Below are 19,208 nucleotides of genomic sequence, written 5' to 3'. Positions count from 1 at the left end.
GTGTTTTATCTACACTTCTAATCCCGTTTAATCAAACAAAAAAAACTTCTTTTGTACCAATTAAAAACCTGTAATAATCACGACCATAATACTTAATGATAAAAGCCTCAGCCCTTTTTATATAACTTAACTCTTCTTTTAAAGTAGCTTGTGTTTTTATATAAAAATCGTATTCGTATTCGGCTATATCTATTAATCCACTAAAATAATACCTTTTTCTTTCTATATTTTTAAAATCTTCAACTAAAGAACTGTTTCTGTAATCATAATCAATTATATTTTGTTGTTCTAACCACTCAAAGCTGAAAATTCTATCTTGTGGTATATTTTCTTTAATTTTTCTTGCTTCAGAACACAAAATTTCAATCATCTCATGCTCTTGTTCTTTTAAAGTTAAAAGATTATTAAAGCACTCTCTTCCTAGATAAATTGTTGAAAAATCCATTGTTTTTTTAATTTCTGAACTTTCATATCTTAAAAGCTTAAAAATTGCATTATAAAAAGATACTCTATTGTCCAATTTTTTGCATATATCTTCAATGAATAAAAAATTAAAACCTAAATCTGGAAAAGTATCTTTAAACCATTCAAAATCCTCATATAAACTAGTTTGACTTCTGTCTAGATTAAACCAGTTTTTTATTAAGTATTTCATATCTATATTGTTTTTATTTTTTTCTATTATTTTTTCTAATTTTTCATTCAGCCATTTTTGTGCTATTTCTGATAAAACCTTTGGTAAGTTTTCAATAAAACGCCACATAAAACTAGTGATACTTTCTCCTGAACTTTGAATGCAAAAAGTATTAGTCTTTATTTTTTCATAAGGGTAGTTTTTGCCTTTAGCATAAAGAGCTAGTTTAACTGTAGTACCACAAACACCATTTATTTTAGATTCTACTACATAATCTCCAAAATCACTTTTAGTCATACCGCAAAAATCATAAACTAATTGTCTAAGATTTTTATCAACACCAAGCCAAACTTTTAAAATAATATCTTTCTCACTACCTAAAAATGGAATTAAATCAAATGCTTTTTGTTTTTGATTATTAGATAGTTTTTTTAATGTATTATTTGTAATATCAAACATTTCATCTAGTATTTTATTTGTATAAACTGTCATTTTTTTCCTTTATAAATAACCTATCTTATATATTTAGAAATTAAATATAAAAAAATCTTTTAAGCGTTTTTGTTTCAGGCTTAGGATAAGTTTTCTTATCCTAATTTCTTTAATGGCTATGCTCCCAACAATAAAACCAAAATTTTACTAGCTCTCTAGCTAGTTTTTTAACATTTTTAAATCTGTTTTAAATTAATATTATTTTGTGCTTTAATATCTTGCATAAAAATATCAAAACTAGGTTCAACTTCATATTGTCTTACTTTTATTTTTTCCATTTTTTCTCCTTAAATCAAAATTAAAAAAAAGAGGTGTATTACTTTATTTTAGTAATTAGCTCTTTAAATTTATCATTAGCAATTTTTTTCATTAAACAAATTGCTAATATAATCAGAAAGCTTATTAGTTAAAAAATAAGAAAAAGCTTCCGAAACACCATCACACTCAAAATAACTATCAAGGTTTTCCCTTGTTAGAATACTTTTTAAATTTTTAACGCCTTCATCTTTAAATTCAGTTTTAAAATAATCAAAAAATATTTTTTTTATAAGAAACTCAAAACAAGGTGCAAGTTCTTTTTCACTCATATACTCAATCGGTGATAGTAAAATTTTATGATAAACACTCTCACTCCAAGCCTCTAAATAAATATTGGGAATGTCCTCCAAATCATTTAAATCCTTTATTGTAATGATTTTTTCATCATTTCCTTTCTCACTTGCCATATTTTCAAAAAAATCATACAATTTTTCAACACTTACTTTTTCATTCCAATAGGTTTTTATTTCATTGATATTAATTTTTAATTCTTTTAAAATATTAGTCACTATGAAAAATAAATCACCTTTTAAGCCACCACTAAAATACTTAACTAAATAACCAAAAAATGCCTTATCACTATCATTATTTACACCCTTAAATATCATTCTAGCAAATTCAGCTTTTATAATTTTTGTTATATCCTCAATGCAAAAAACTTCAAATCCAAATTTATCAGTAAAAAGTGGATTGTGATAATAAAAATAGCTAAAACCAAGCCCATACCTGCATAGGTTTATTAATTCCTCCCTTAGTCTTTGTCTAGCCAAATAACTACTACAAATTTCAACAATTATTTGATTAAAGGCTTGGAAAATAATATCTTTTTGTTTAATATCTTTTTTAGCTACCTCATCTATAAAATTTATTAATTTCTCAATAATAGTAATATTTATAAAATGTCTTTTACTAAACAAATCTTTATAGAAGTCGCAAATATTACTATTTAAAATAATGTTATCTAATTCTCTTATTTTTTCTTGTATCATTTTACGCCTTTTGATTTTTTATTTATTACTTGATAACCAAAAAACAATGGTTCATCACCTATTCCTTTAATAAGTATTACTCCAGCTTTTTCAAGTAGTTTTATTATTTCGCTTAAGGCTTTGTTTTTTAAATGATAAATCTTTTCTACCATTTGTTCAGCACTTAATTTTTTAAAACCTCTATGTGTCTTTAAAATATCAAAAAAATAATCCACGACTTCACCTACATTAACAAAGGTTATTAATTTTTCATTTAATATCTTGTTTATTTTACTAAAACTAAGTTTGTAAAATTCATCCTCACCTAAGTAATCTATTAAAATTACTTGTTCTATTCCAATTGTTTTTTCTCTTATCATTTATTCTCCTTAATAAAGTTTAGATAAATATAAAAAAATCTTTTAAGCGTTTTTTATTCTATACATATATGTATTCAGAAGTCTATGTAATTAGGCATAGACTTTCATATTATTTTATAGCCATATTATTTTCAAAATATTTATCAGCTTTTGCATAAAATTTTTTATTTAGTATAAGGCCGTTGTTATTTCTTAAGATATTCTCATAAAAAATATCTTTATAATATTGTTCCTCGTAAGATGAACAAACCTCAATGTTTAATTCTTGAAAACTTTCTTGTATTAACTCTATGTCTTTCATTTATTCTCCTTATTTTGTTAATTTTAAATACTAAAGTCTTTTAAATTTTTTAAGTGATTTATCTATTCCTTAAGCTCTTTAATACAAATTTATACATTTTTGCATTTCTTCTTGTTCCTCTTGGGTGAGATAAAAATCTATAAAATCATTATCTAGGATTTTTTGAAACCTTTTTTTAGAGTGTTTATTTACATACTTAATATTTAAATATTCTTTAAAAATCTCTCTTTGTCCATAAGGGTTTGATTGTTTAAAGTAATCTAATAAATTATCAAAATGAACCTCACTATAAATATTATCTTCACACATTTTTTCTTTGAATTTTTGTGGCATAAATAACAAATGTGCATTAGGAACTTGTTTTATATGATTATCTTCAACATAATCAAAAAAATTATTTATATTTTTGAAATCTTTTTTGTTTAGATTTAATTTTTGAATTAAATCATTCATTACCAATTTGGCTATTTCATTAGCTTCTATATCAGCTCCAAGCCTTTTAATAAGCTTATTAATTTCTAACGAACAATCATCTTTATAATAACTATGAGTATAAAAAATTCCGTTTTCAATTAAATCACTATAAGAAAAATAACAAGTTGCTTCATTATCTTCACAAGTTATGTTATATATAAAATTTTTTTCTACTTCTTCATAGGTAGAAAGGTTAAATTTACATAACTCATCTAATAATTTTTTTGGTTTTTGTTTAAATATTTTTTCAAATAAAATTTCATCTCTTATAGTTTCATAAACAGCTCCTATAAAATTTTCATTTTCATCCTCTATTATTAAAAAATTTGGTAGTTTTTTTATACTTTCAATATCGCTAGAACAAGCCAAACGCTCTAATTCTTTTAAATTATCAATTAAAATTAAAGTGCTATAAATATAACCCTCACGAGCTAATTTATTTATATAAGCTAGTTTCAATTTTTTAAAATCAACTTTATGAATACAAAGCTTGGCCATTTGTTTTATAAACTCACGCACAATATCATTTTCTTCAAAAATTGATTTTTCGGTAAAAGGTTTATACCAACCATTATTAAAAGTATCAAAAATAATCAAAGCTTCACTAAAATCTGAGTCAAAATCATCTTCTGTTAAACCAAATAAACCTATCTCTTCATTTATTTCCTTTTTAATTAAGTCAAAAGTACTATATTCTCCATTTTTCTTACTTAAAATATTTAGCCCCATTTGAAAATCTAAATTAATTTCAGTTGGAACTCTATAAATTATTCCATCTAATTTTCTCATTTTATATCCTCGTTGATTAATTTCCATAAGGGTAAAAAAGTCTTTTAAGCGTTTTTAAGGCTCTAAGGTGCGTATAAATTGCACCTTAAAATATATAAGACTATGAAATATTATTTAAATCATTAAATAAAGATTGGTAGATATTAATATCTACTTCTTCACTTATTGCAAATTCAATAGTTGAAAATAGTCCACCAAAACCTTCTCTTTTATAAAAATTAATATTGTATTTTTTTAATATTGTTTCAATGTCTTCTCTTTTAGCTCCCTTTTTTAAATCTATTGTTACACCAATTAATCCACAATCTACATTAACAAAATCAAAAATTATATTTAGATTATTTTTGTAATATTTATTACAATCCTTTCTCCAATCAGCTAATATTTCTTTTAAAATATTATTAGTTTTTAATACAAAATCCTGAGTTCTCATTTATTCTCCTTAATTATTAATTTCTATAAGGATAAAAAAGTCTTTTAAGCGTTTTTAAGGCTTTAAGGTGCGTATAAATTGCACCTTAAAATATACCAATTCATAAACCCCCAAAAATAGTAACACATCTAGAATTTTTGCGGTATTTATATTTTTCTAGAATTCGGTCTTTAAATTTTTTAGGGGCATTTAATTTTTCAAAATCAAAAACTCTACAATTATCAAAAATTCTATATATCTCCCATTCTCCATTGATAAAAACTTGCGGTAAATTTTTGAAAATAATAGGACTATTAAAGCTAACACAATCTGCAAATAAATCTTCTACAACTCTAGTTACGTTTTTGAAATCCAACTCAATTGGTTGGTTAAAACTAAGACAATGTTCAAACAAACTTATCATACAATTAGCACTACTTGTATTAAAGTTATTAATTGGTTGATTAAATTTCTCGCAACGATAAAACATATAACTCATATTGATTACATTTGATGTATCAAAACTAAGTGGTTTATTAAATTTGTAGCACTCATAAAACATATAGCTAGTATTTTTAACATTACTCGTATTAAAATTAAGTGGTTGATTGAAGTTGTGGCAATGTTTAAACATTTTACTCATATCGATTACATTACTCGTATTAAAATTAAGTGGTTGATTGAAGCTATAACAACCTGTAAACATACTACTCATATCAGTTACATTTTTAGTATCAAAACTAAGTGGTTGATTAAAGTTTTCACAAAAACTAAACATTCCTTGCATATTTTTAACATTACTCGTATTAAAATTAAGTGGTTGATTGAAATTATGGCAATTAGAAAGCATTATCGTCATATTGATTACATTTGATGTATCAAAACTAAGTGGTTGATTAAAGTTTTCACAAAAACTAAACATTCCATTCATATCGGTTACATTTTTAGTATCAAAACTAAGTGGTTGATTAAAGTTTTCACAAAAACTAAACATTCCTTGCATATTTTTAACATTACTCGTATTAAAACTAAGTGGTTGGTTGAAGTTATAACAACTCAAAAACATTTTACTCATATCAGTTACATTTTTAGTATCAAAATTAAGTGGTTGGTTGAAGTTATGGCAATGTTTAAACATTTTACTCATATCAGTTACATTTTTAGTATCAAAACTAAGTGGTTGATTAAAGTTTTCACAAAAACTAAACATTCCATTCATATTTTTAACATTACTTGTATCAAAACTAAGTGGTTGGTTGAAATTATGGCATTCACTAAACATAAAGCCCATATTAGTAACTAAACTTGTATTCCACTTTCCTATTCCATCAAAAAAATCATTTGATATTTCTTTTAAAGAGTCACAGCATAATAAAAAACTCATATTAGTAACTAAACTTGTATCAATATCGCTGAGGTTTTTTACCTTGATATGTTTATTATTTTTTTTAAAATCTTTTGCTAAACAAATCAACAATGAGATTAATTCATCTCTATTTTTTGGTTGAAGATTTAATTTCATTTTTTTTCCTTATTTTTAAATTAGGAAAAGAATAAAAATGTTTTTAAGCGTTGTTATTTTTGTGGTGTTTGATAATATTAGGCTAAAAATAACTCCGCCCAATATTATCATAAAATATATCAAAATGATTTAACACTAGCTCTTCTTTTGTTTTTTGATTAAGAAATTTATTATTTCTTTTTGATAATCTTTATACAATAAATGATTATTAAGTATAAAAACAGCATCTTCTTTACTGATATTAAAAAACAGCATCAATTCATTAATTTGTTCTTGTTTTAACATATATGAAATGTGTGTGGCTTCAGCATCTTCTTGAAGAAAAGCTATAAGTATAACAAAAGTAGAAACAAAAGCAATAACAAAAGTAGAAAACATTACAACAGCATCGTAGATAGTCATTTTAAACCCTTTCATGTATTTTAAAAGTAGATATTTTTTCTTTTAAACTATATTCTTTTTGTTTATAATCCGTGTCTGCTTTAATTTTTAATACTTTTTTCTTAGTTATTTGAGAATAAATGTCTTCTTCAATATCAAAATTTTCTAAAAATTTATCCTTTGTGCATTCTCGTTCAAAATAACAAACTGTAAAATAAGATGCTAAAAATCCTAGAAACGCAAAAACAAGCGAAACATAAAACAAATAATCCTCATTCATATCATTTTCTCCTTAATTTAAAATTTTTGAAATTTTATGATTTATTTTTTTTGTTTTTTAAATAAATTTAAAAACATTCCAATTGATATAAAAACCACCAGCTCTAGCACAATAAATCAACAGAGCTTAAATTGTTATTTTCTAAATTAGATATATTAAACATTATATTTTTACACTCCCCAAGCATTAGAATTAATTATATTTATTTTCTAATTTTTTCCACTTGAAAAAATAAGCCCAAGTTACCATTAGGAGTAGAATGTAGCATATAGCTATGAGACAAACACACGTTCCAATTACACCAAATGTTGTGTGCATTTCACTTATTTTATATCCATTTTGTGTAGCCCAAATTCCTAGATATAACATAATGCAAAGTATTGGAAGCACGATTTTAAATTTTTCTATACTATCACGTTCTTCACCTTTGCGATATAAGTATATAAACATACCATAGCTCGTTATCAAAAAACCTAAAGATAAAATATTAAAGATATGGAAAAATATTCCATATCGCTCAGCTAACTCATTAAATCCAAAAACTACATAATCAAAAAACATTAGTTATTCTCCTTTCATCACTCGTTATTATTTAATTTTTTTTGTTTTTTAAATAAATTTAAAAACATTCCAACTGGTATAAAAACCACCAGCTCTAGCACAACAAAAAATATATTTGCTACCGCACTTCTTATATTTTCATCTTCAAAAAGATTAAATACCATCACTGTTACCACTAGAAAGACAATAAGTGCCAATAAAGCGTCCGTAAGTTTAGCTTTACTATATTTTTGTTTTTTGGCAAACATTAAAAATATAAAAGCAATAAAATTTAAAGCAATTATACTAAAAACAACACCTGCACCTATATCTACATAACTCCATATTTTTTCTAAAAAATTAAACATTTTACTTCTCCTTATTTTTAATTATTTTTTTTATATTTCAAATCTAAAAATCTAAATTAACAAACTACTCATATTATCTCCTTATTAATTTTTAGGAAATATAAAAAATCTTTTAAGCGTTTTTTGGGTTCTCCTTTGCTAATTTCAAAGGAGAGCAATTACTTATTAGAAGAACACACTTATATAAAGCTATCCATAAGAGTGTCATACACTCTACGCTCCATCATAACTCTAATAGATTCATTAGGGTTATGATTATGCACTCCAACATAGCCTGTCTTTATTAAATCTAATTTGCAAACCTCATCGTTTTTGTCATAAAATTTTATGGTAGTATCTCGTATTTTGCTGATAGACTTAGCTATTTTATTATGAATATCCTCATCAATCTCTAAGTCTAATAAATTAACTATTTCCTGCGTACTTGTTTCTATGTCAGGAGAGCATGTTCTACTAGGGTGTGGTCTGCGATAAGGACTATCGTTTGGAAAGAGTTCTTTGTATTTTATTTGTGACTTTCCATTAATATAATTTTTAAATAAATAAAGTAAGGCTAAAAATACTTTTTTATCAAACTCTGTAAAAGGGCTTACAGGTGTTACAATTGTTTCTATAAACAGTGTTGTTTTACCGACTTGGTATCGTTGAGTTCCTATAATATTTTTACTTTCATCAAAGTTTAATCTAAAATAATATTTAGGTGTTGAAAAAATTGTTTCAACAAAAGAATTAGGTCTATCTAAGAAACGATTAGGTATTAATTGTGCGTTTTCAATTTCTTTAGCATTTACTTTATTTTGCAAGTCTTTAGCTTCTCTTTTTAAGTAGTCTAATTGTTCTTGCATGTCGTTAATTATGTTTGGAAAAATTTTAACTCTTTTCTTTATTTCATTTTCAATAAAATTATTAGTATCTTCATTAATATTTTGAACTTGTAAAATCAGTGTTTGATTTGTTTTAATTTCTGAAGTTACTTGCTTCATAAAATCAAGTGTTTTTCCCATTTTTAATAAAGTTTCATCAATATCTATAATTTTCATAATATATTCCTTTCAATTTTTTTATACTTTAATTAAGTTGTGTTTTTTTAAAAAAATAATATTTATTTTATATTCGCATTCTTCTATTAAAAAAGATTGCTGACTTATATTAAGGATTATGTAATCAATAAAATTTATTCCAAAATATTTTTTTATAATTAAATATTTCATAAATAATAAATAATAAATAATAAAACATAAAAACATTAGTAAAATACCTAAAATCATTCTATTAACTTCTTTTCAAATACAAATTCTATGTGGTTTTGAGCCTGATTAAATTGTTCTAAAATATCAAACATTAACTCACACTGTTTATCTTGTTCTACTTTATTAAAAGAAGCTCTAAAACCAATTTCTTTAATATCAATTATAAAAGATGGGAAAACACAACTATGAACAACTATAGTTAAAGTATCAGTATTTAAAGCCCATCTTAAATATGGATTTTCAATTTCGCAATAATTATTACGAGCTTCACTGAACATATTCTCAAATAAACCCACTTCAAAACTATAAGTTTTATAAAGCTTAGTTAATTGTGTTTCAAGATTAAAAATCTCTTTAAGTTTATCTTTGTTAAATAGTTTTATTCTTAGTTTTTCATCTTTTGAAAAAATTTTAAACTCAATTAGCCTGTTAATAAACTCTTCTTTATATTCATTTTGATAATTTTCATCTTGGCTATGAAAATATTTTTTAATATCTTCATAGCTGTAATATTTTTCATAGGGGTCATCAAACTCATCATTATAATCATCAACTAAGATTTCACAAAAAATTTGACTTATTTTTTTATCATCTAGTTTTTCTAAAATATTAAGAAATTCACTAGGTTTTGTGTTTTTTAAAAGCTCAATAGTCTCTTCTATTTTGTTTTCAAAATCTTTAAAGCTTGGAAAGTTTTTAACTTTCATAATTTCTTTGTTAAACATTTTTATCTCCTTTATTACATTTTAATTTTATAAAATCTTGCAACTTAACTTCAATATCATCATCAGATTTGTTGTAATATATGTCATTACAATAATTTTTAAAGCAATAAAGCCTTCGATTATCTATTTCTTCTTTGATTTTTAAAAGGTTTTGATAGCCTATAGAGTATATTTTAGAAAAATCTTTATTATCACTAAAACCATTTGAAGTTTTATTTTTTTCATAATAATCTTTTTGTATATTTGTTAAATTCCAATAAATACGACTCCCATAAGCACTTAAATCACGCATTGTTTTTTTTACAAAATCATCTTTTTTAAAATCTGATTTTGCACCTGTGTCAAGCATAAAGCACATTTTATTTATATGATTTTCTCTTTTTTGCTCTTCTATCGCTTCTTGTTTTTTTAAAGCTTCTTCTCTTATACCATTTGCATTGATATTAATGTTAAGATGACTAAATAAAATTAGTAAAAGAAAAAACATACATATGTTTGCAAAAATACCATCTGTTTTTCTTTTGGCAATATCAGATATTGCCAAAACCAAAAAAAAGATAGCAATAATTGAAAAAATAAAAAACAGTATTACGCTTAGGAAAAAACCGTTTTCCCACACTAGCTTTATATCTCCAATAATCCCCATTTTAAATCTCCTTTCTTACTGGTTTTTGTAAAACATAAGCACAAAAACTATCAAACTTCTCATAATTAAAACACTGAATATCTAAACTATTTAGTGTTTTATCTATTTCATCAAGGCTTTTACAGTTGTTTAATATGTATTCTAGTTCTTTTTCACCTAAATAATAATCGTAAATTTCATAACTATCATCTAAGAATACGCTAAAAATATATTGTTGTTCTTCCTCTTCGCAAAAAATCGGCTCATATTCAGTAAAATACACAAGACATTTATTTAATTGTTTAAAATCATTTTGAAAAAGATGAGGTTTTACAATTTTTATTATCCAATCTTTAATATTTTCAAGAAATGTATTTTTTCTATCTTCTTCACTAGAACATTGATTTTTACAAAAATCAATTAAATTAACTAATTTTTGTTTGTCAAGTAAAATCCCTGCATTATTTATTTTTGCACAAATATTTTCGTTAAAAACATTGTCTTTAACAATGTTTTCTATATCTTCACAAACATAACTAACAATACAATCTTCAATATCTTCTGCATTTGTTGTTTCACAACCATGAACATAATCCACTAAATCATCTAAAAAATTTGCATCTAGCACTCGATGTTTTTTTAAAAAATTAATCTTTTCTTTCATTTTATCTCCTTAATAAAGTTTGGATAAATATAAAAAAATCTTTTAAGCGTTTATTTTTATTGCTCCAAGAGTATTTTTAGAGCAATAATTCTTCAATCATATTAAAAACCAAAGGGTATTTAGATTTTAATATATAAGAAACCATTTGGTTTTTTGATAAATAGTATAAACTAGTACTACGATTATTGTTTACCAAATTATCAACTAGCTTTTCTATTAGTTCTTGTTTTACTCCTAAACCAAAGAATAAGTGGATATTATAATAATCTGCAAATCTATACTCTAGTATTAAAGATAAAATGTTTTTTTCAAAATCCTCTTCACTGAAACACCAAAAACCTACATCAAAAAAAATACGCTTTAGTTTTTCTTTAGTAAAAAACTTTAAGAATAATTTTTTATTTTTTAATAGAATATCTCCTTTTTCACGACAATTAAATTTTATAAAATCAGCTGTATAACATAAGAAATTACAGACATTAAGATTGTTTATTTTTATTTGTAATTCATTAAAAAAATCAGAAATTTCGTGAAAATGTGAAACTAGTTCAATATTGAGATTAAGTTTTTTTATTAAGTTACAGTTGCCTATTTTTTTATCTACTAAGGAAAAAGGTTTAGAATGCAAAAAGGCATCTAATATAATGTTTTCTTGTTTGCTAGTAAAATTAAAACATTCTAAAATAGAATAATCTTCCATCTCATATTTAAGTAGTGATATTAAATCATCATCACATATATTAATCTTTTCACTATTTTTATATATATGTTTTATTTTTTCAATCACATATCTATTTATAAAAATCCCTTTTAAATTAAAGTTTTTTAAATCTAAATTGAAAGGGTCTAAGTATTCCCACCTTCTCATATTATTTAAAAATAATTTATTTTCATCTTCTTCTAAGATTGTAGAAATATATTTAAAGCTAAATTGTTTTTCTTTTAAATAAGCTATAAAACTTAACCATTCTAACAATAAGTCTATACTCAAATCACCTTTTAGATTTTTTAAAACATTATGGTCTTGAAAACTATTCACTAATGTATTAAAAATTTTTAAATAATTTTTCTTTGCCTCTACTTTAGAAAAATTTTCTATAAATTGTTCCAAAATAAGTGTGTGTTTATCTTCAATTAAATTCTCTTTAAAGCTTTTAAAACTAACTACCTTTTCTAAAATAAAATATAAAATATTTCGATGTTCTTGAGAAAAAAACCTCATTAATTCTGCTTTTGTAAAATTACTAATTCCAAATATTATTTTATTTTCCATACTTAACCTTTCTTTTGTTTATGAAAAGATAGGAAAAACTTTTAAGCGTTTATTTTTTAATTAAGCTTTAAACTACTCACAGGTTAATTTCTTTAAAATTAATTTTGAGATTAAATTAAAATTCAAGTAATGGAGAAAGGGCTTTTTAGCCCCAATCACTTAAGTGTTAAAGCTTATATTTATTAAACCAATTTTTAAAATTGTCAAAACTCTCAAAATTTAAATAAAAATTTTTATTTGTATATTGGTTAAGTGCTGTCATTGATATAGTGCCATCATCATTTTGTTTTAGTATTTTAATCTTGCAAGTATCATCAGCTTTATATATTTCGTTAAAAGACTTAAAATGCAAATCTACATAAGCATCTAAATCAGTAACTATCCTACCACCAAATCCTATCCTTTGCTCTAGCATTTGTGGTTCTTTTTTCTGTGCTGGTTTATTAAAATCTTTTGCTTTATTTGCTAAATCATTAATGATATTATTTACTTTGTTTTCGTTGCTTTGTGTAGTAGTTTCTTGTTTTTGTTCTTGCTTTACTTCTTGTTGTGCTGTAAAATAAAATTCAATACCTATTACTTTTCCACCCCTACCACGACCTTTAGGGTCTTTAATTTTTTTATAGCTTAGATTTTTAAAAATAGGCTCTTTATTAGTTTCTCTTCCAAGTTCCAAAAAAGCAGGTTGTAAAACTTTTTTATCAATATCAGCTTGTAAATAAGATTTTGGGATATTCATAAAATCGCAAAAATCTTGCCAATCATTTTTATAAATCAAACATTTGCCCGTATTTCTATATTGCTTTAAAATTCTATAAAGGCTCTTAGAATATTTACTTTTTAACTCTAAAAATTCAGGTAATTCAAAACTTGTAAAATTACCTATTAGTTCATTTAATAGATACGAAAATCTACTCTCAATTTGTAATTCTATTTTTTCTAATTGTTTTGTAATTTGATTTTCATAAATAGTAAAACGCCTAAATAAATTTATTGTTTCATATGCTCTTAAATTTTCTTTTGGATAATCAATTATTATTGTAAAATCAGCTTTAAAAAATTTGTTCCTCAACACACTAATGACCTCAAATAATTCATTATTAGAATTATTTCTATCACTAAATTTTCTTAATTCATTTGGATAAAATGTAATAACTTCATCCTCTCGTAAATCTCTCATTTTACAAATTATTCCCATAAGAATATCTTGTTCTTGAGCTGTAAAACTTGGTATTTTTACTTTATTAAAATCATTATGATATTTAACTAATTCTTTAGACATTAAAAAGCCTTTATTTTTATAGCATTATAATATTAAAAGGCTTAATTATATCTTAGTCCTTTTAATATTCCCAAAAAGTCCTTTTAATATTCCCAAAAAGTCCTTTTAATATTCCCAAAAAGTCCTTTTAATATTCCCAAAAAGTCCTTTTAATATTCCCAAAAAGTCCTTTTAATATTCCCAAAAAGTCCTTTTAATATTCCCAAAAAGTCCTTTTAATATTCCCAAAAAGTCCTTTTAATACTTGGTAAAAACCGACCACACCGATAAATAAAGGGTGTGTAAAAATAATAAAAAGAATTTAAAATTTGATAAAAGCGAAAAGTAAGGTTAAAAATTAAATTTGTAATTCATATGAAAATATTCAACAATTTTCTTTAAAGCTATTTGTATATTTTCTGTATTAGTTTCTTCTGTTTGTATCTCTAATTCATTTACAATACTTAAAACAATATTACCTTTCATATTTATATTAAAATCGCCTCTATCTGTAAAATCACTTTCAATATAATCATCATTAGAAAAATAACAAGCTCCTATTTCAAGTTCTTTTAATAAATCACACTCCAATTCATCCGCTAATTCTTTAACAAAAGCATCTACTTTTTCAATTCTAACAGCTTCATCTCTCATTTCTTCTAGTAAAAATTTCATCTAATCTCCTTAATTGATTTAAAGTAAAGATAAAAAATCTTTTAAGCGTTTTTATTTTCAGTATCCAATGATTTTTATAGCAAAAATATAGATAATGGTAAACAACTAATTAAAATCTTTTACCATTTCAAAAATGTAAGATTTGATAGTCTCTAATCCATCAACAAAAGATACTTCTCCTTTATTTATATTCGATAAGTATTTTTCAATCTCTGTGTGATTTTTCTCTTTTATAATCGAATATTTAAATAATAAAGATGTAAATTGCTCTAAAGCATCTTTTTGCATCTCTTTATCTTCTGTAATATTATACTTATTACTAACAAAATTTCCCTTTATCTCTTTTAATAAAAACAAACAAGTATTTATATGCCTTTGAATACATATTTTATCCCTATTGCCTATTTTTCCATTTTATTCCTTTAATATTTAATAATAATATTATAATAAGTAATATTATTATTAATTTAATATTGCTTATTATATTAAAAATAAATATAATTGTATTTTGAAATAATATAATTTTGTGGCTTATTATTAATTATTTTATTAACCAAAAAATCAACATTATTATCATTATTTATAAAATCTAAAAAAGCTTTATAGTCCATTTTTATCCTTTCTTTTTAATAAGAATAAAAAATCTTTTAAGCGTTTAATATTGTTTTGTAAAAATGATGCAAATTAAGGTTTTGGTTCAAATAAGGTTTCAAAAAATCCTCAACGAGATTTTTTGAAATTACAAACTCTCAAATCAAATCCTTTTCTAATAAGTCCAAATTCTTTAATGTAAAAATCATTAATATTATTAGGTCTTTCTTCTGCCTCCTTCATTGAAGTTAGTAAAAAAGAATAATAGTCTTTAAATAAATCTATGTTTTTTTGGTCTTTAATCTCATAATAATCTTTAAAAGAATCAAAATCTAAGGCTATTTTTTTAGCAAAATCTAAAGTAATATTTTTAATTCTTGATAAATTATAATCATTTTTTGCAATAAAGTCACTTATACTTAATTGTTCTAATTTATCAGTATTAGGGTAATGTTTTAATTCATCAGTTTGCACATTAAAACATACTTTACTTTCAATTGTATTATAAAAACCGAAACCATAAGTTAGAAAAAACACAATACAAACATAAATTAAAGCAACCACAATTGCATCTCCAATATGCCTCATTTTGTCAGCAGTGAAGAACAAAAGCATCCCCAACACAACCATTGATAATAATAAGATAACGGTTACGTTTTCAGCCATAAAAATTCATACACTATTCATCTTTCACCTCTTTTTTTTAATTTCAATTATTCTTGCAATATTAAGCATAGTTAAACCTGCAAACAATCCCATTGCTGAAAAATACCTAAAAAAATGTATTAAATCATCATACACATAACCTTTGTGCATTAATTCTGCAAAAGAGAGTATATTTAAAACAGCAATTGCACTAAAACCAAATAACGAAATCGCTTGTATTTTTATATTGTTTGTATTTATTATGCAAGCCATTATAATTATAGTTAAAATTATAGTAGGTATCGCTCCAAAACCCGCTGCAAAAACAACCTGCATTGAACCTGCCCATTCATCTGCTTTCATATCCTGTAGATATTTGATAAATAAATCAAACATTTAATTCTCCTTAAATTTTGTTTTTGATATTTTCAGTTTAATTTCTCTCTTTTTTATTTTTTTAAATAATATTGCATATAATCCTCCCCTTTTCAAGCTGATAAATACTCTCTTAGCCACTCTTTATCAAAATAATTTTTTATTTCAATATCTAATTTATGACATACCTCAATAAGCTTTTTTTGTATTCTAAATTGAATTTCCTTGCCAACTTGTTTGTTAATATAATACTCTTCAATATAGGTATCGTCTAATGCCTCTTCACAATCCACTAAAAGATAAACATCATCTTTAGCTTTTATTCCATCTACTAATAAATTTTCTTTTTTCAATAGTTCTTGCCAAGAAAAATCAGGCAATATAGAATAACATTCCCTAATTGTCTTATCCCAATTAAAATCATTTTTTACTGCCTTTTCTTTTAAAAATTTACCTTCGGGAGTTTTTAAGTCTTCTTTACAAAGCGTATGAAAAAAATATTTTGTTATTTTACTACGTAAATCCCCCATTTCTTTACCAAATATATCCTCTAAATAATCCCAATAAAATATACTCATTAAAGAATAGTGTATCTCTTCATCCAATCTATCTGAAAATTTTTTGAGTTGCTTTAAATATTCTTTTATTTCTTCTTTTGATGTGGTTTCAACACGAAAATAAGTTACTATTTCGCATATTTGTTCCATACAATGAAATTCTTGAAAGTTAAAACCTATCGTTTTAGCAATTTTTAAAACTTCATCTACATTTAATGGAGTTTTTAAAGTTATATCTAAAAATAAATTCTTATCATACTTATCAATTTCTTTTTTCATAACCAATGTATTAAATCTACTTTTAATCATTTTTTACTTCCTTAAATAATTTTGAATTAATATAAAAAAAATTTTTAAGCGTTTTTGTTTTTTAAAAATTAGTAGGATAAAACCCTACTAATTTTTAACTTACCATTTTAAGTAAATTATAAATATTCATAAAATCATAATAAACAATATATGTGTGTTTTATATCTGTAAAATGTCTTCCATTAACATATTTAGGTTCAAAAACGTCTAAAAAGAATGAATCTTTTTTAATTCTTTTATAATCATATTTAGTATTGTTTATACTAATAGGGTTTAAGCATTCTAAAGGAATATTTTTATTTTTAAATTTTTCCAAAATTGCACTTTTAATATATTTTTTCAAATCAGGCTCAGTAAGCACTAATTTTTCCAAAATTGCATTCGTAGCATATTTTACTTTTTCTGCTTGTTCTCTTTTTATTTTTTTGGGTAATTTTATAGATTCTATATCTATGTTTATTTTATTACTATTAATGAAATTTTTCATATTATTGATAAAAATATCATTAGGAATTATTTCATCTAAATCATTTGTATCAATTTTGCATATTAAGTCATATTCTTTATTAATTATATAAATACCATTATCACCCACCGAATACTCTTCTCTAACTTCATCGAGATTAAATACAGCAGAGGTTTTAAACTCATTATAGAAATCACTACCGTGTGCTTTTTCATACATTTTGTAAAAATCATAAAAATCTAATTTTAAATTTTTTGCTACCAAAAGAGCAGGTTCAATAAAATAATTGCTCCCGCCTAAATGAGAGTAAAAATTTTTTAAAACTAAAGTATCCTCATCTTTTTTCTCAATCATTAAAATTCTACATCTGTTTGCCATCAAAATCTCCTTAATTATTTTTTTAAATATAAAGGAAATTTTTAAGCGTTTTAATTTAAAGCTATAATTAAAGTTAGGATGATATTTTGATATTATTATTTTAAATTTTATGGAGGTATTATGCAATCTAACGAGGTTTTAGTCTTAATAGATTTAGAAAATATTAGTTTAAAATATGCAATTGAAGAAATAAAAAATATCAAATGTGAGTATAAAGCATATGCTTTTTGTGATTTTACTATTCATAGTAAAAATGTTGCATCAAATTTATTTTATGAATATAATATAAAGCCAATTCAAGTTTTTCATCAAAAAAATAAAAAGAATAATGCAGATTTTGTATTATTAAGGTATGCCTATTCTCATATATTTCAAAATAAAAATTTAAAACATATTTATTTATTTTCTGGAGATACAGATTTTATTGATTTATGTTATTTTATAAAAGAACAAGGTATTAAATTAACTGTTTTAAATTTAAAATCAAATATAGATGATGCTTTTAAAGAAATTAATACCCAAACTATTGGTTCAGACGATACCTCTTATTCTTTATTATTAACTAATGCACAAAAAGATGATATTATTAAAGAAGAATATAGAAAAGTTTTAGAATTAAAAATTGGTAAAAATAAATTTATTGAAAATATTAAGATAAGAATTCCTAATTTACATAATCAAAAATTGTCACAAGTATTTTCTTTTATTAATAATTGTAATAGCTTTGATGATGTAATAGATTATTGTAAAAAAGATGTTATTTTTGAAATATACAATACCAATAAACATTTATCAAAAGATAAACTGTGGCATAAGATTAATCAAACATTTAAATGTAATGTTGGACAAATAACTATTTCTAGTCTTTTTCCAAAACAAGATTTAAAAACTGTTAAGCAATTAATTGAATATGTTTTAAAAGAAAAATCTGAGAAGTGAGATATATCAATTTGCTAATGTTTAGATTTAGAAATGTGTATTTTATAAAATTAGATATTTTAGCTAGTTTAAAAGGTTTCTTGTTTATAGTTTAATAAGTTAATTCCTAACTCAAATGACTTTAATTCAATAAGTTGGATATTAATATTTGCATTCAATCTAGGTGCTTTGATAAAATTTTATTATAAAAATAAAATACTTAGTATATTATTTTTAGTGTTAAAATTGTACTTGACCTTATTTTAAAAAAATTTTAATATTTTTCCCAATTCTATTTTATTTATACAGTCGAATTATTAGACAAAATTAGGTGGGTAATTTGTAACAATTAGGTGGGTAATTTGTAACAATTAGGTGGGTAATTTGTAACAAAATAAGGATAATTTTTTTATTTTCGTTTATCATAGAAAAACCGCCCTAAAATGCCTATTTTATCATAAAAAAGAATTGTAACTATAAAATAAGCTAAAATATCTATTATATAAGCAAAAAATACTATTTTCTATTTATTTAAATATAACACAGAATAAAAATTAATCAAAAAAGCACAAAATATATTTTAAAACTAATAACCAAACAAATATTTTAGTGGTAAATTTAACTCATAAACATATTT

Annotated in this window: 25 protein-coding genes; 1 reads left to right on the top strand and 24 read right to left on the bottom strand. The window is 23.5% G+C overall.

Translation table 11 applies throughout. The annotated features are described in order from the left end of the window. Positions 1-31: 31 nt before the first annotated feature. The 24 genes from AVBRAN_RS10720 to AVBRAN_RS10610 all read right to left on the bottom strand — a co-directional run bounded on the left by AVBRAN_RS10720 (position 32) and on the right by AVBRAN_RS10610 (position 17,653). The gene (locus AVBRAN_RS10720; protein ID WP_239803768.1) at positions 32-1,126 is read right to left on the bottom strand and encodes a hypothetical protein; all 1,095 of its coding nucleotides are present in this window, start codon (positions 1,124-1,126) and stop codon (positions 32-34) included. A 353-nt stretch (positions 1,127-1,479) separates the two neighbouring features. Continuing rightward, positions 1,480-2,433, bottom strand: a complete 954-nt coding sequence (locus AVBRAN_RS10715) for a hypothetical protein (protein WP_239803767.1) — start codon at positions 2,431-2,433, stop codon at positions 1,480-1,482. Continuing rightward, positions 2,430-2,792, bottom strand: a complete 363-nt coding sequence (locus tag AVBRAN_RS10710) for a hypothetical protein (protein ID WP_239803766.1) — start codon at positions 2,790-2,792, stop codon at positions 2,430-2,432. Before AVBRAN_RS10710 ends, AVBRAN_RS10715 begins: the two co-directional genes overlap by 4 nt. 109 nt (positions 2,793-2,901) lie before the next feature. After that, the gene (locus AVBRAN_RS10705; RefSeq protein WP_239803765.1) at positions 2,902-3,093 is read right to left on the bottom strand and encodes a hypothetical protein; all 192 of its coding nucleotides are present in this window, start codon (positions 3,091-3,093) and stop codon (positions 2,902-2,904) included. Positions 3,094-3,171: 78 nt separating this feature from the next. Then, the gene (locus AVBRAN_RS10700; protein ID WP_239803764.1) at positions 3,172-4,356 is read right to left on the bottom strand and encodes a hypothetical protein; all 1,185 of its coding nucleotides are present in this window, start codon (positions 4,354-4,356) and stop codon (positions 3,172-3,174) included. Between the two features lie 100 nt (positions 4,357-4,456). After that, on the bottom strand, positions 4,457-4,789 hold the full coding sequence (locus tag AVBRAN_RS10695) for a hypothetical protein (RefSeq protein ID WP_239803763.1): 333 nt from the start codon (positions 4,787-4,789) through the stop codon (positions 4,457-4,459). 100 nt (positions 4,790-4,889) lie between these two features. Further along, positions 4,890-6,290, bottom strand: a complete 1,401-nt coding sequence (locus AVBRAN_RS10690) for a BspA family leucine-rich repeat surface protein (RefSeq protein WP_239803762.1) — start codon at positions 6,288-6,290, stop codon at positions 4,890-4,892. Between the two features lie 135 nt (positions 6,291-6,425). Continuing rightward, positions 6,426-6,692, bottom strand: coding sequence for a hypothetical protein (locus AVBRAN_RS10685; protein ID WP_239803761.1), 267 nt, complete (start codon positions 6,690-6,692; stop codon positions 6,426-6,428). Position 6,693: 1 nt separating this feature from the next. Continuing rightward, a complete protein-coding gene (locus tag AVBRAN_RS10680; RefSeq protein ID WP_239803760.1) occupies positions 6,694-6,951 on the bottom strand; it encodes a hypothetical protein in 258 nt (85 codons plus the stop codon). Between the two features lie 192 nt (positions 6,952-7,143). Further along, on the bottom strand, positions 7,144-7,512 hold the full coding sequence (locus AVBRAN_RS10675; protein ID WP_239803759.1) for a hypothetical protein: 369 nt from the start codon (positions 7,510-7,512) through the stop codon (positions 7,144-7,146). Between the two features lie 17 nt (positions 7,513-7,529). Further along, positions 7,530-7,859: a hypothetical protein gene (locus tag AVBRAN_RS10670; RefSeq protein ID WP_239803758.1), complete on the bottom strand. Its 330-nt coding sequence runs from the start codon at positions 7,857-7,859 to the stop codon at positions 7,530-7,532. 179 nt (positions 7,860-8,038) lie between these two features. Beyond that, entirely contained in the window at positions 8,039-8,899 is an 861-nt protein-coding gene (locus tag AVBRAN_RS10665) for a hypothetical protein (RefSeq protein ID WP_239803757.1), read from the bottom strand. 224 nt (positions 8,900-9,123) lie between these two features. Then, a complete protein-coding gene (locus tag AVBRAN_RS10660; protein ID WP_239803756.1) occupies positions 9,124-9,834 on the bottom strand; it encodes a hypothetical protein in 711 nt (236 codons plus the stop codon). Then, a complete protein-coding gene (locus AVBRAN_RS10655) occupies positions 9,827-10,480 on the bottom strand; it encodes a hypothetical protein (protein ID WP_239803755.1) in 654 nt (217 codons plus the stop codon). The genes AVBRAN_RS10660 and AVBRAN_RS10655 overlap by 8 nt, the downstream gene beginning before the upstream one ends. 1 nt (position 10,481) lies before the next feature. Further along, a complete protein-coding gene (locus AVBRAN_RS10650; protein WP_239803754.1) occupies positions 10,482-11,123 on the bottom strand; it encodes a hypothetical protein in 642 nt (213 codons plus the stop codon). Between the two features lie 76 nt (positions 11,124-11,199). Further along, positions 11,200-12,396, bottom strand: coding sequence for a hypothetical protein (locus AVBRAN_RS10645; protein ID WP_239803753.1), 1,197 nt, complete (start codon positions 12,394-12,396; stop codon positions 11,200-11,202). Between the two features lie 166 nt (positions 12,397-12,562). Continuing rightward, entirely contained in the window at positions 12,563-13,678 is a 1,116-nt protein-coding gene (locus tag AVBRAN_RS10640) for a replication initiation protein (protein ID WP_239803752.1), read from the bottom strand. 330 nt (positions 13,679-14,008) lie between these two features. After that, positions 14,009-14,332, bottom strand: a complete 324-nt coding sequence (locus AVBRAN_RS10635) for a hypothetical protein (protein WP_239803751.1) — start codon at positions 14,330-14,332, stop codon at positions 14,009-14,011. A gap of 105 nt (positions 14,333-14,437) precedes the next feature. Further along, positions 14,438-14,689 (bottom strand): hypothetical protein, encoded by a 252-nt coding sequence (locus AVBRAN_RS10630; RefSeq protein WP_239803750.1) that lies wholly within the window; start codon positions 14,687-14,689, stop codon positions 14,438-14,440. Positions 14,690-14,817: 128 nt separating this feature from the next. After that, a complete protein-coding gene (locus AVBRAN_RS11080) occupies positions 14,818-14,943 on the bottom strand; it encodes a hypothetical protein (RefSeq protein WP_275592005.1) in 126 nt (41 codons plus the stop codon). 109 nt (positions 14,944-15,052) lie between these two features. After that, on the bottom strand, positions 15,053-15,589 hold the full coding sequence (locus tag AVBRAN_RS10625; protein WP_239803749.1) for a hypothetical protein: 537 nt from the start codon (positions 15,587-15,589) through the stop codon (positions 15,053-15,055). A 24-nt stretch (positions 15,590-15,613) separates the two neighbouring features. Further along, complete coding sequence (locus AVBRAN_RS10620; protein ID WP_239803748.1) at positions 15,614-15,964, bottom strand: hypothetical protein; 351 nt, start codon at positions 15,962-15,964, stop codon at positions 15,614-15,616. A gap of 92 nt (positions 15,965-16,056) precedes the next feature. Continuing rightward, a complete protein-coding gene (locus AVBRAN_RS10615) occupies positions 16,057-16,809 on the bottom strand; it encodes a hypothetical protein (protein ID WP_239803747.1) in 753 nt (250 codons plus the stop codon). 94 nt (positions 16,810-16,903) lie between these two features. Continuing rightward, positions 16,904-17,653: a hypothetical protein gene (locus AVBRAN_RS10610; protein WP_239803746.1), complete on the bottom strand. Its 750-nt coding sequence runs from the start codon at positions 17,651-17,653 to the stop codon at positions 16,904-16,906. Between the two features lie 120 nt (positions 17,654-17,773). On the opposite strand from AVBRAN_RS10610, the gene AVBRAN_RS10605 reads away from it, so the two are divergent. After that, complete coding sequence (locus AVBRAN_RS10605) at positions 17,774-18,592, top strand: NYN domain-containing protein (RefSeq protein WP_239803745.1); 819 nt, start codon at positions 17,774-17,776, stop codon at positions 18,590-18,592. The last annotated feature ends 616 nt before the right edge of the window (positions 18,593-19,208 follow it).

This window comes from Campylobacter sp. RM12651, from assembly GCF_022369475.1.
Lineage (GTDB): Bacteria > Campylobacterota > Campylobacteria > Campylobacterales > Campylobacteraceae > Campylobacter_E.
The sequence above is the reverse complement of the archived record's forward strand: the minus strand, read 5'-3'. Positions and strand labels throughout refer to the sequence as shown.

Coding starts and splice junctions, on each gene's coding strand:
- AVBRAN_RS10615 (WP_239803747.1), bottom strand. CDS start 16,809: ATGATTAAAAGTAGATTTAATACATTGGTTATGAAAAAAGAAATTGAT.
- AVBRAN_RS10640 (WP_239803752.1), bottom strand. CDS start 13,678: ATGTCTAAAGAATTAGTTAAATATCATAATGATTTTAATAAAGTAAAA.
- AVBRAN_RS10690 (WP_239803762.1), bottom strand. CDS start 6,290: ATGAAATTAAATCTTCAACCAAAAAATAGAGATGAATTAATCTCATTG.
- AVBRAN_RS10625 (WP_239803749.1), bottom strand. CDS start 15,589: ATGGCTGAAAACGTAACCGTTATCTTATTATTATCAATGGTTGTGTTG.
- AVBRAN_RS10685 (WP_239803761.1), bottom strand. CDS start 6,692: ATGACTATCTACGATGCTGTTGTAATGTTTTCTACTTTTGTTATTGCT.
- AVBRAN_RS10705 (WP_239803765.1), bottom strand. CDS start 3,093: ATGAAAGACATAGAGTTAATACAAGAAAGTTTTCAAGAATTAAACATT.
- AVBRAN_RS10635 (WP_239803751.1), bottom strand. CDS start 14,332: ATGAAATTTTTACTAGAAGAAATGAGAGATGAAGCTGTTAGAATTGAA.
- AVBRAN_RS10695 (WP_239803763.1), bottom strand. CDS start 4,789: ATGAGAACTCAGGATTTTGTATTAAAAACTAATAATATTTTAAAAGAA.
- AVBRAN_RS10605 (WP_239803745.1), top strand. CDS start 17,774: ATGCAATCTAACGAGGTTTTAGTCTTAATAGATTTAGAAAATATTAGT.
- AVBRAN_RS10675 (WP_239803759.1), bottom strand. CDS start 7,512: ATGTTTTTTGATTATGTAGTTTTTGGATTTAATGAGTTAGCTGAGCGA.
- AVBRAN_RS10655 (WP_239803755.1), bottom strand. CDS start 10,480: ATGGGGATTATTGGAGATATAAAGCTAGTGTGGGAAAACGGTTTTTTC.
- AVBRAN_RS10680 (WP_239803760.1), bottom strand. CDS start 6,951: ATGAATGAGGATTATTTGTTTTATGTTTCGCTTGTTTTTGCGTTTCTA.
- AVBRAN_RS10645 (WP_239803753.1), bottom strand. CDS start 12,396: ATGGAAAATAAAATAATATTTGGAATTAGTAATTTTACAAAAGCAGAA.
- AVBRAN_RS10715 (WP_239803767.1), bottom strand. CDS start 2,433: ATGATACAAGAAAAAATAAGAGAATTAGATAACATTATTTTAAATAGT.
- AVBRAN_RS10665 (WP_239803757.1), bottom strand. CDS start 8,899: ATGAAAATTATAGATATTGATGAAACTTTATTAAAAATGGGAAAAACA.
- AVBRAN_RS10710 (WP_239803766.1), bottom strand. CDS start 2,792: ATGATAAGAGAAAAAACAATTGGAATAGAACAAGTAATTTTAATAGAT.
- AVBRAN_RS11080 (WP_275592005.1), bottom strand. CDS start 14,943: ATGGACTATAAAGCTTTTTTAGATTTTATAAATAATGATAATAATGTT.
- AVBRAN_RS10700 (WP_239803764.1), bottom strand. CDS start 4,356: ATGAGAAAATTAGATGGAATAATTTATAGAGTTCCAACTGAAATTAAT.
- AVBRAN_RS10660 (WP_239803756.1), bottom strand. CDS start 9,834: ATGTTTAACAAAGAAATTATGAAAGTTAAAAACTTTCCAAGCTTTAAA.
- AVBRAN_RS10620 (WP_239803748.1), bottom strand. CDS start 15,964: ATGTTTGATTTATTTATCAAATATCTACAGGATATGAAAGCAGATGAA.
- AVBRAN_RS10670 (WP_239803758.1), bottom strand. CDS start 7,859: ATGTTTAATTTTTTAGAAAAAATATGGAGTTATGTAGATATAGGTGCA.
- AVBRAN_RS10650 (WP_239803754.1), bottom strand. CDS start 11,123: ATGAAAGAAAAGATTAATTTTTTAAAAAAACATCGAGTGCTAGATGCA.
- AVBRAN_RS10610 (WP_239803746.1), bottom strand. CDS start 17,653: ATGGCAAACAGATGTAGAATTTTAATGATTGAGAAAAAAGATGAGGAT.
- AVBRAN_RS10720 (WP_239803768.1), bottom strand. CDS start 1,126: ATGACAGTTTATACAAATAAAATACTAGATGAAATGTTTGATATTACA.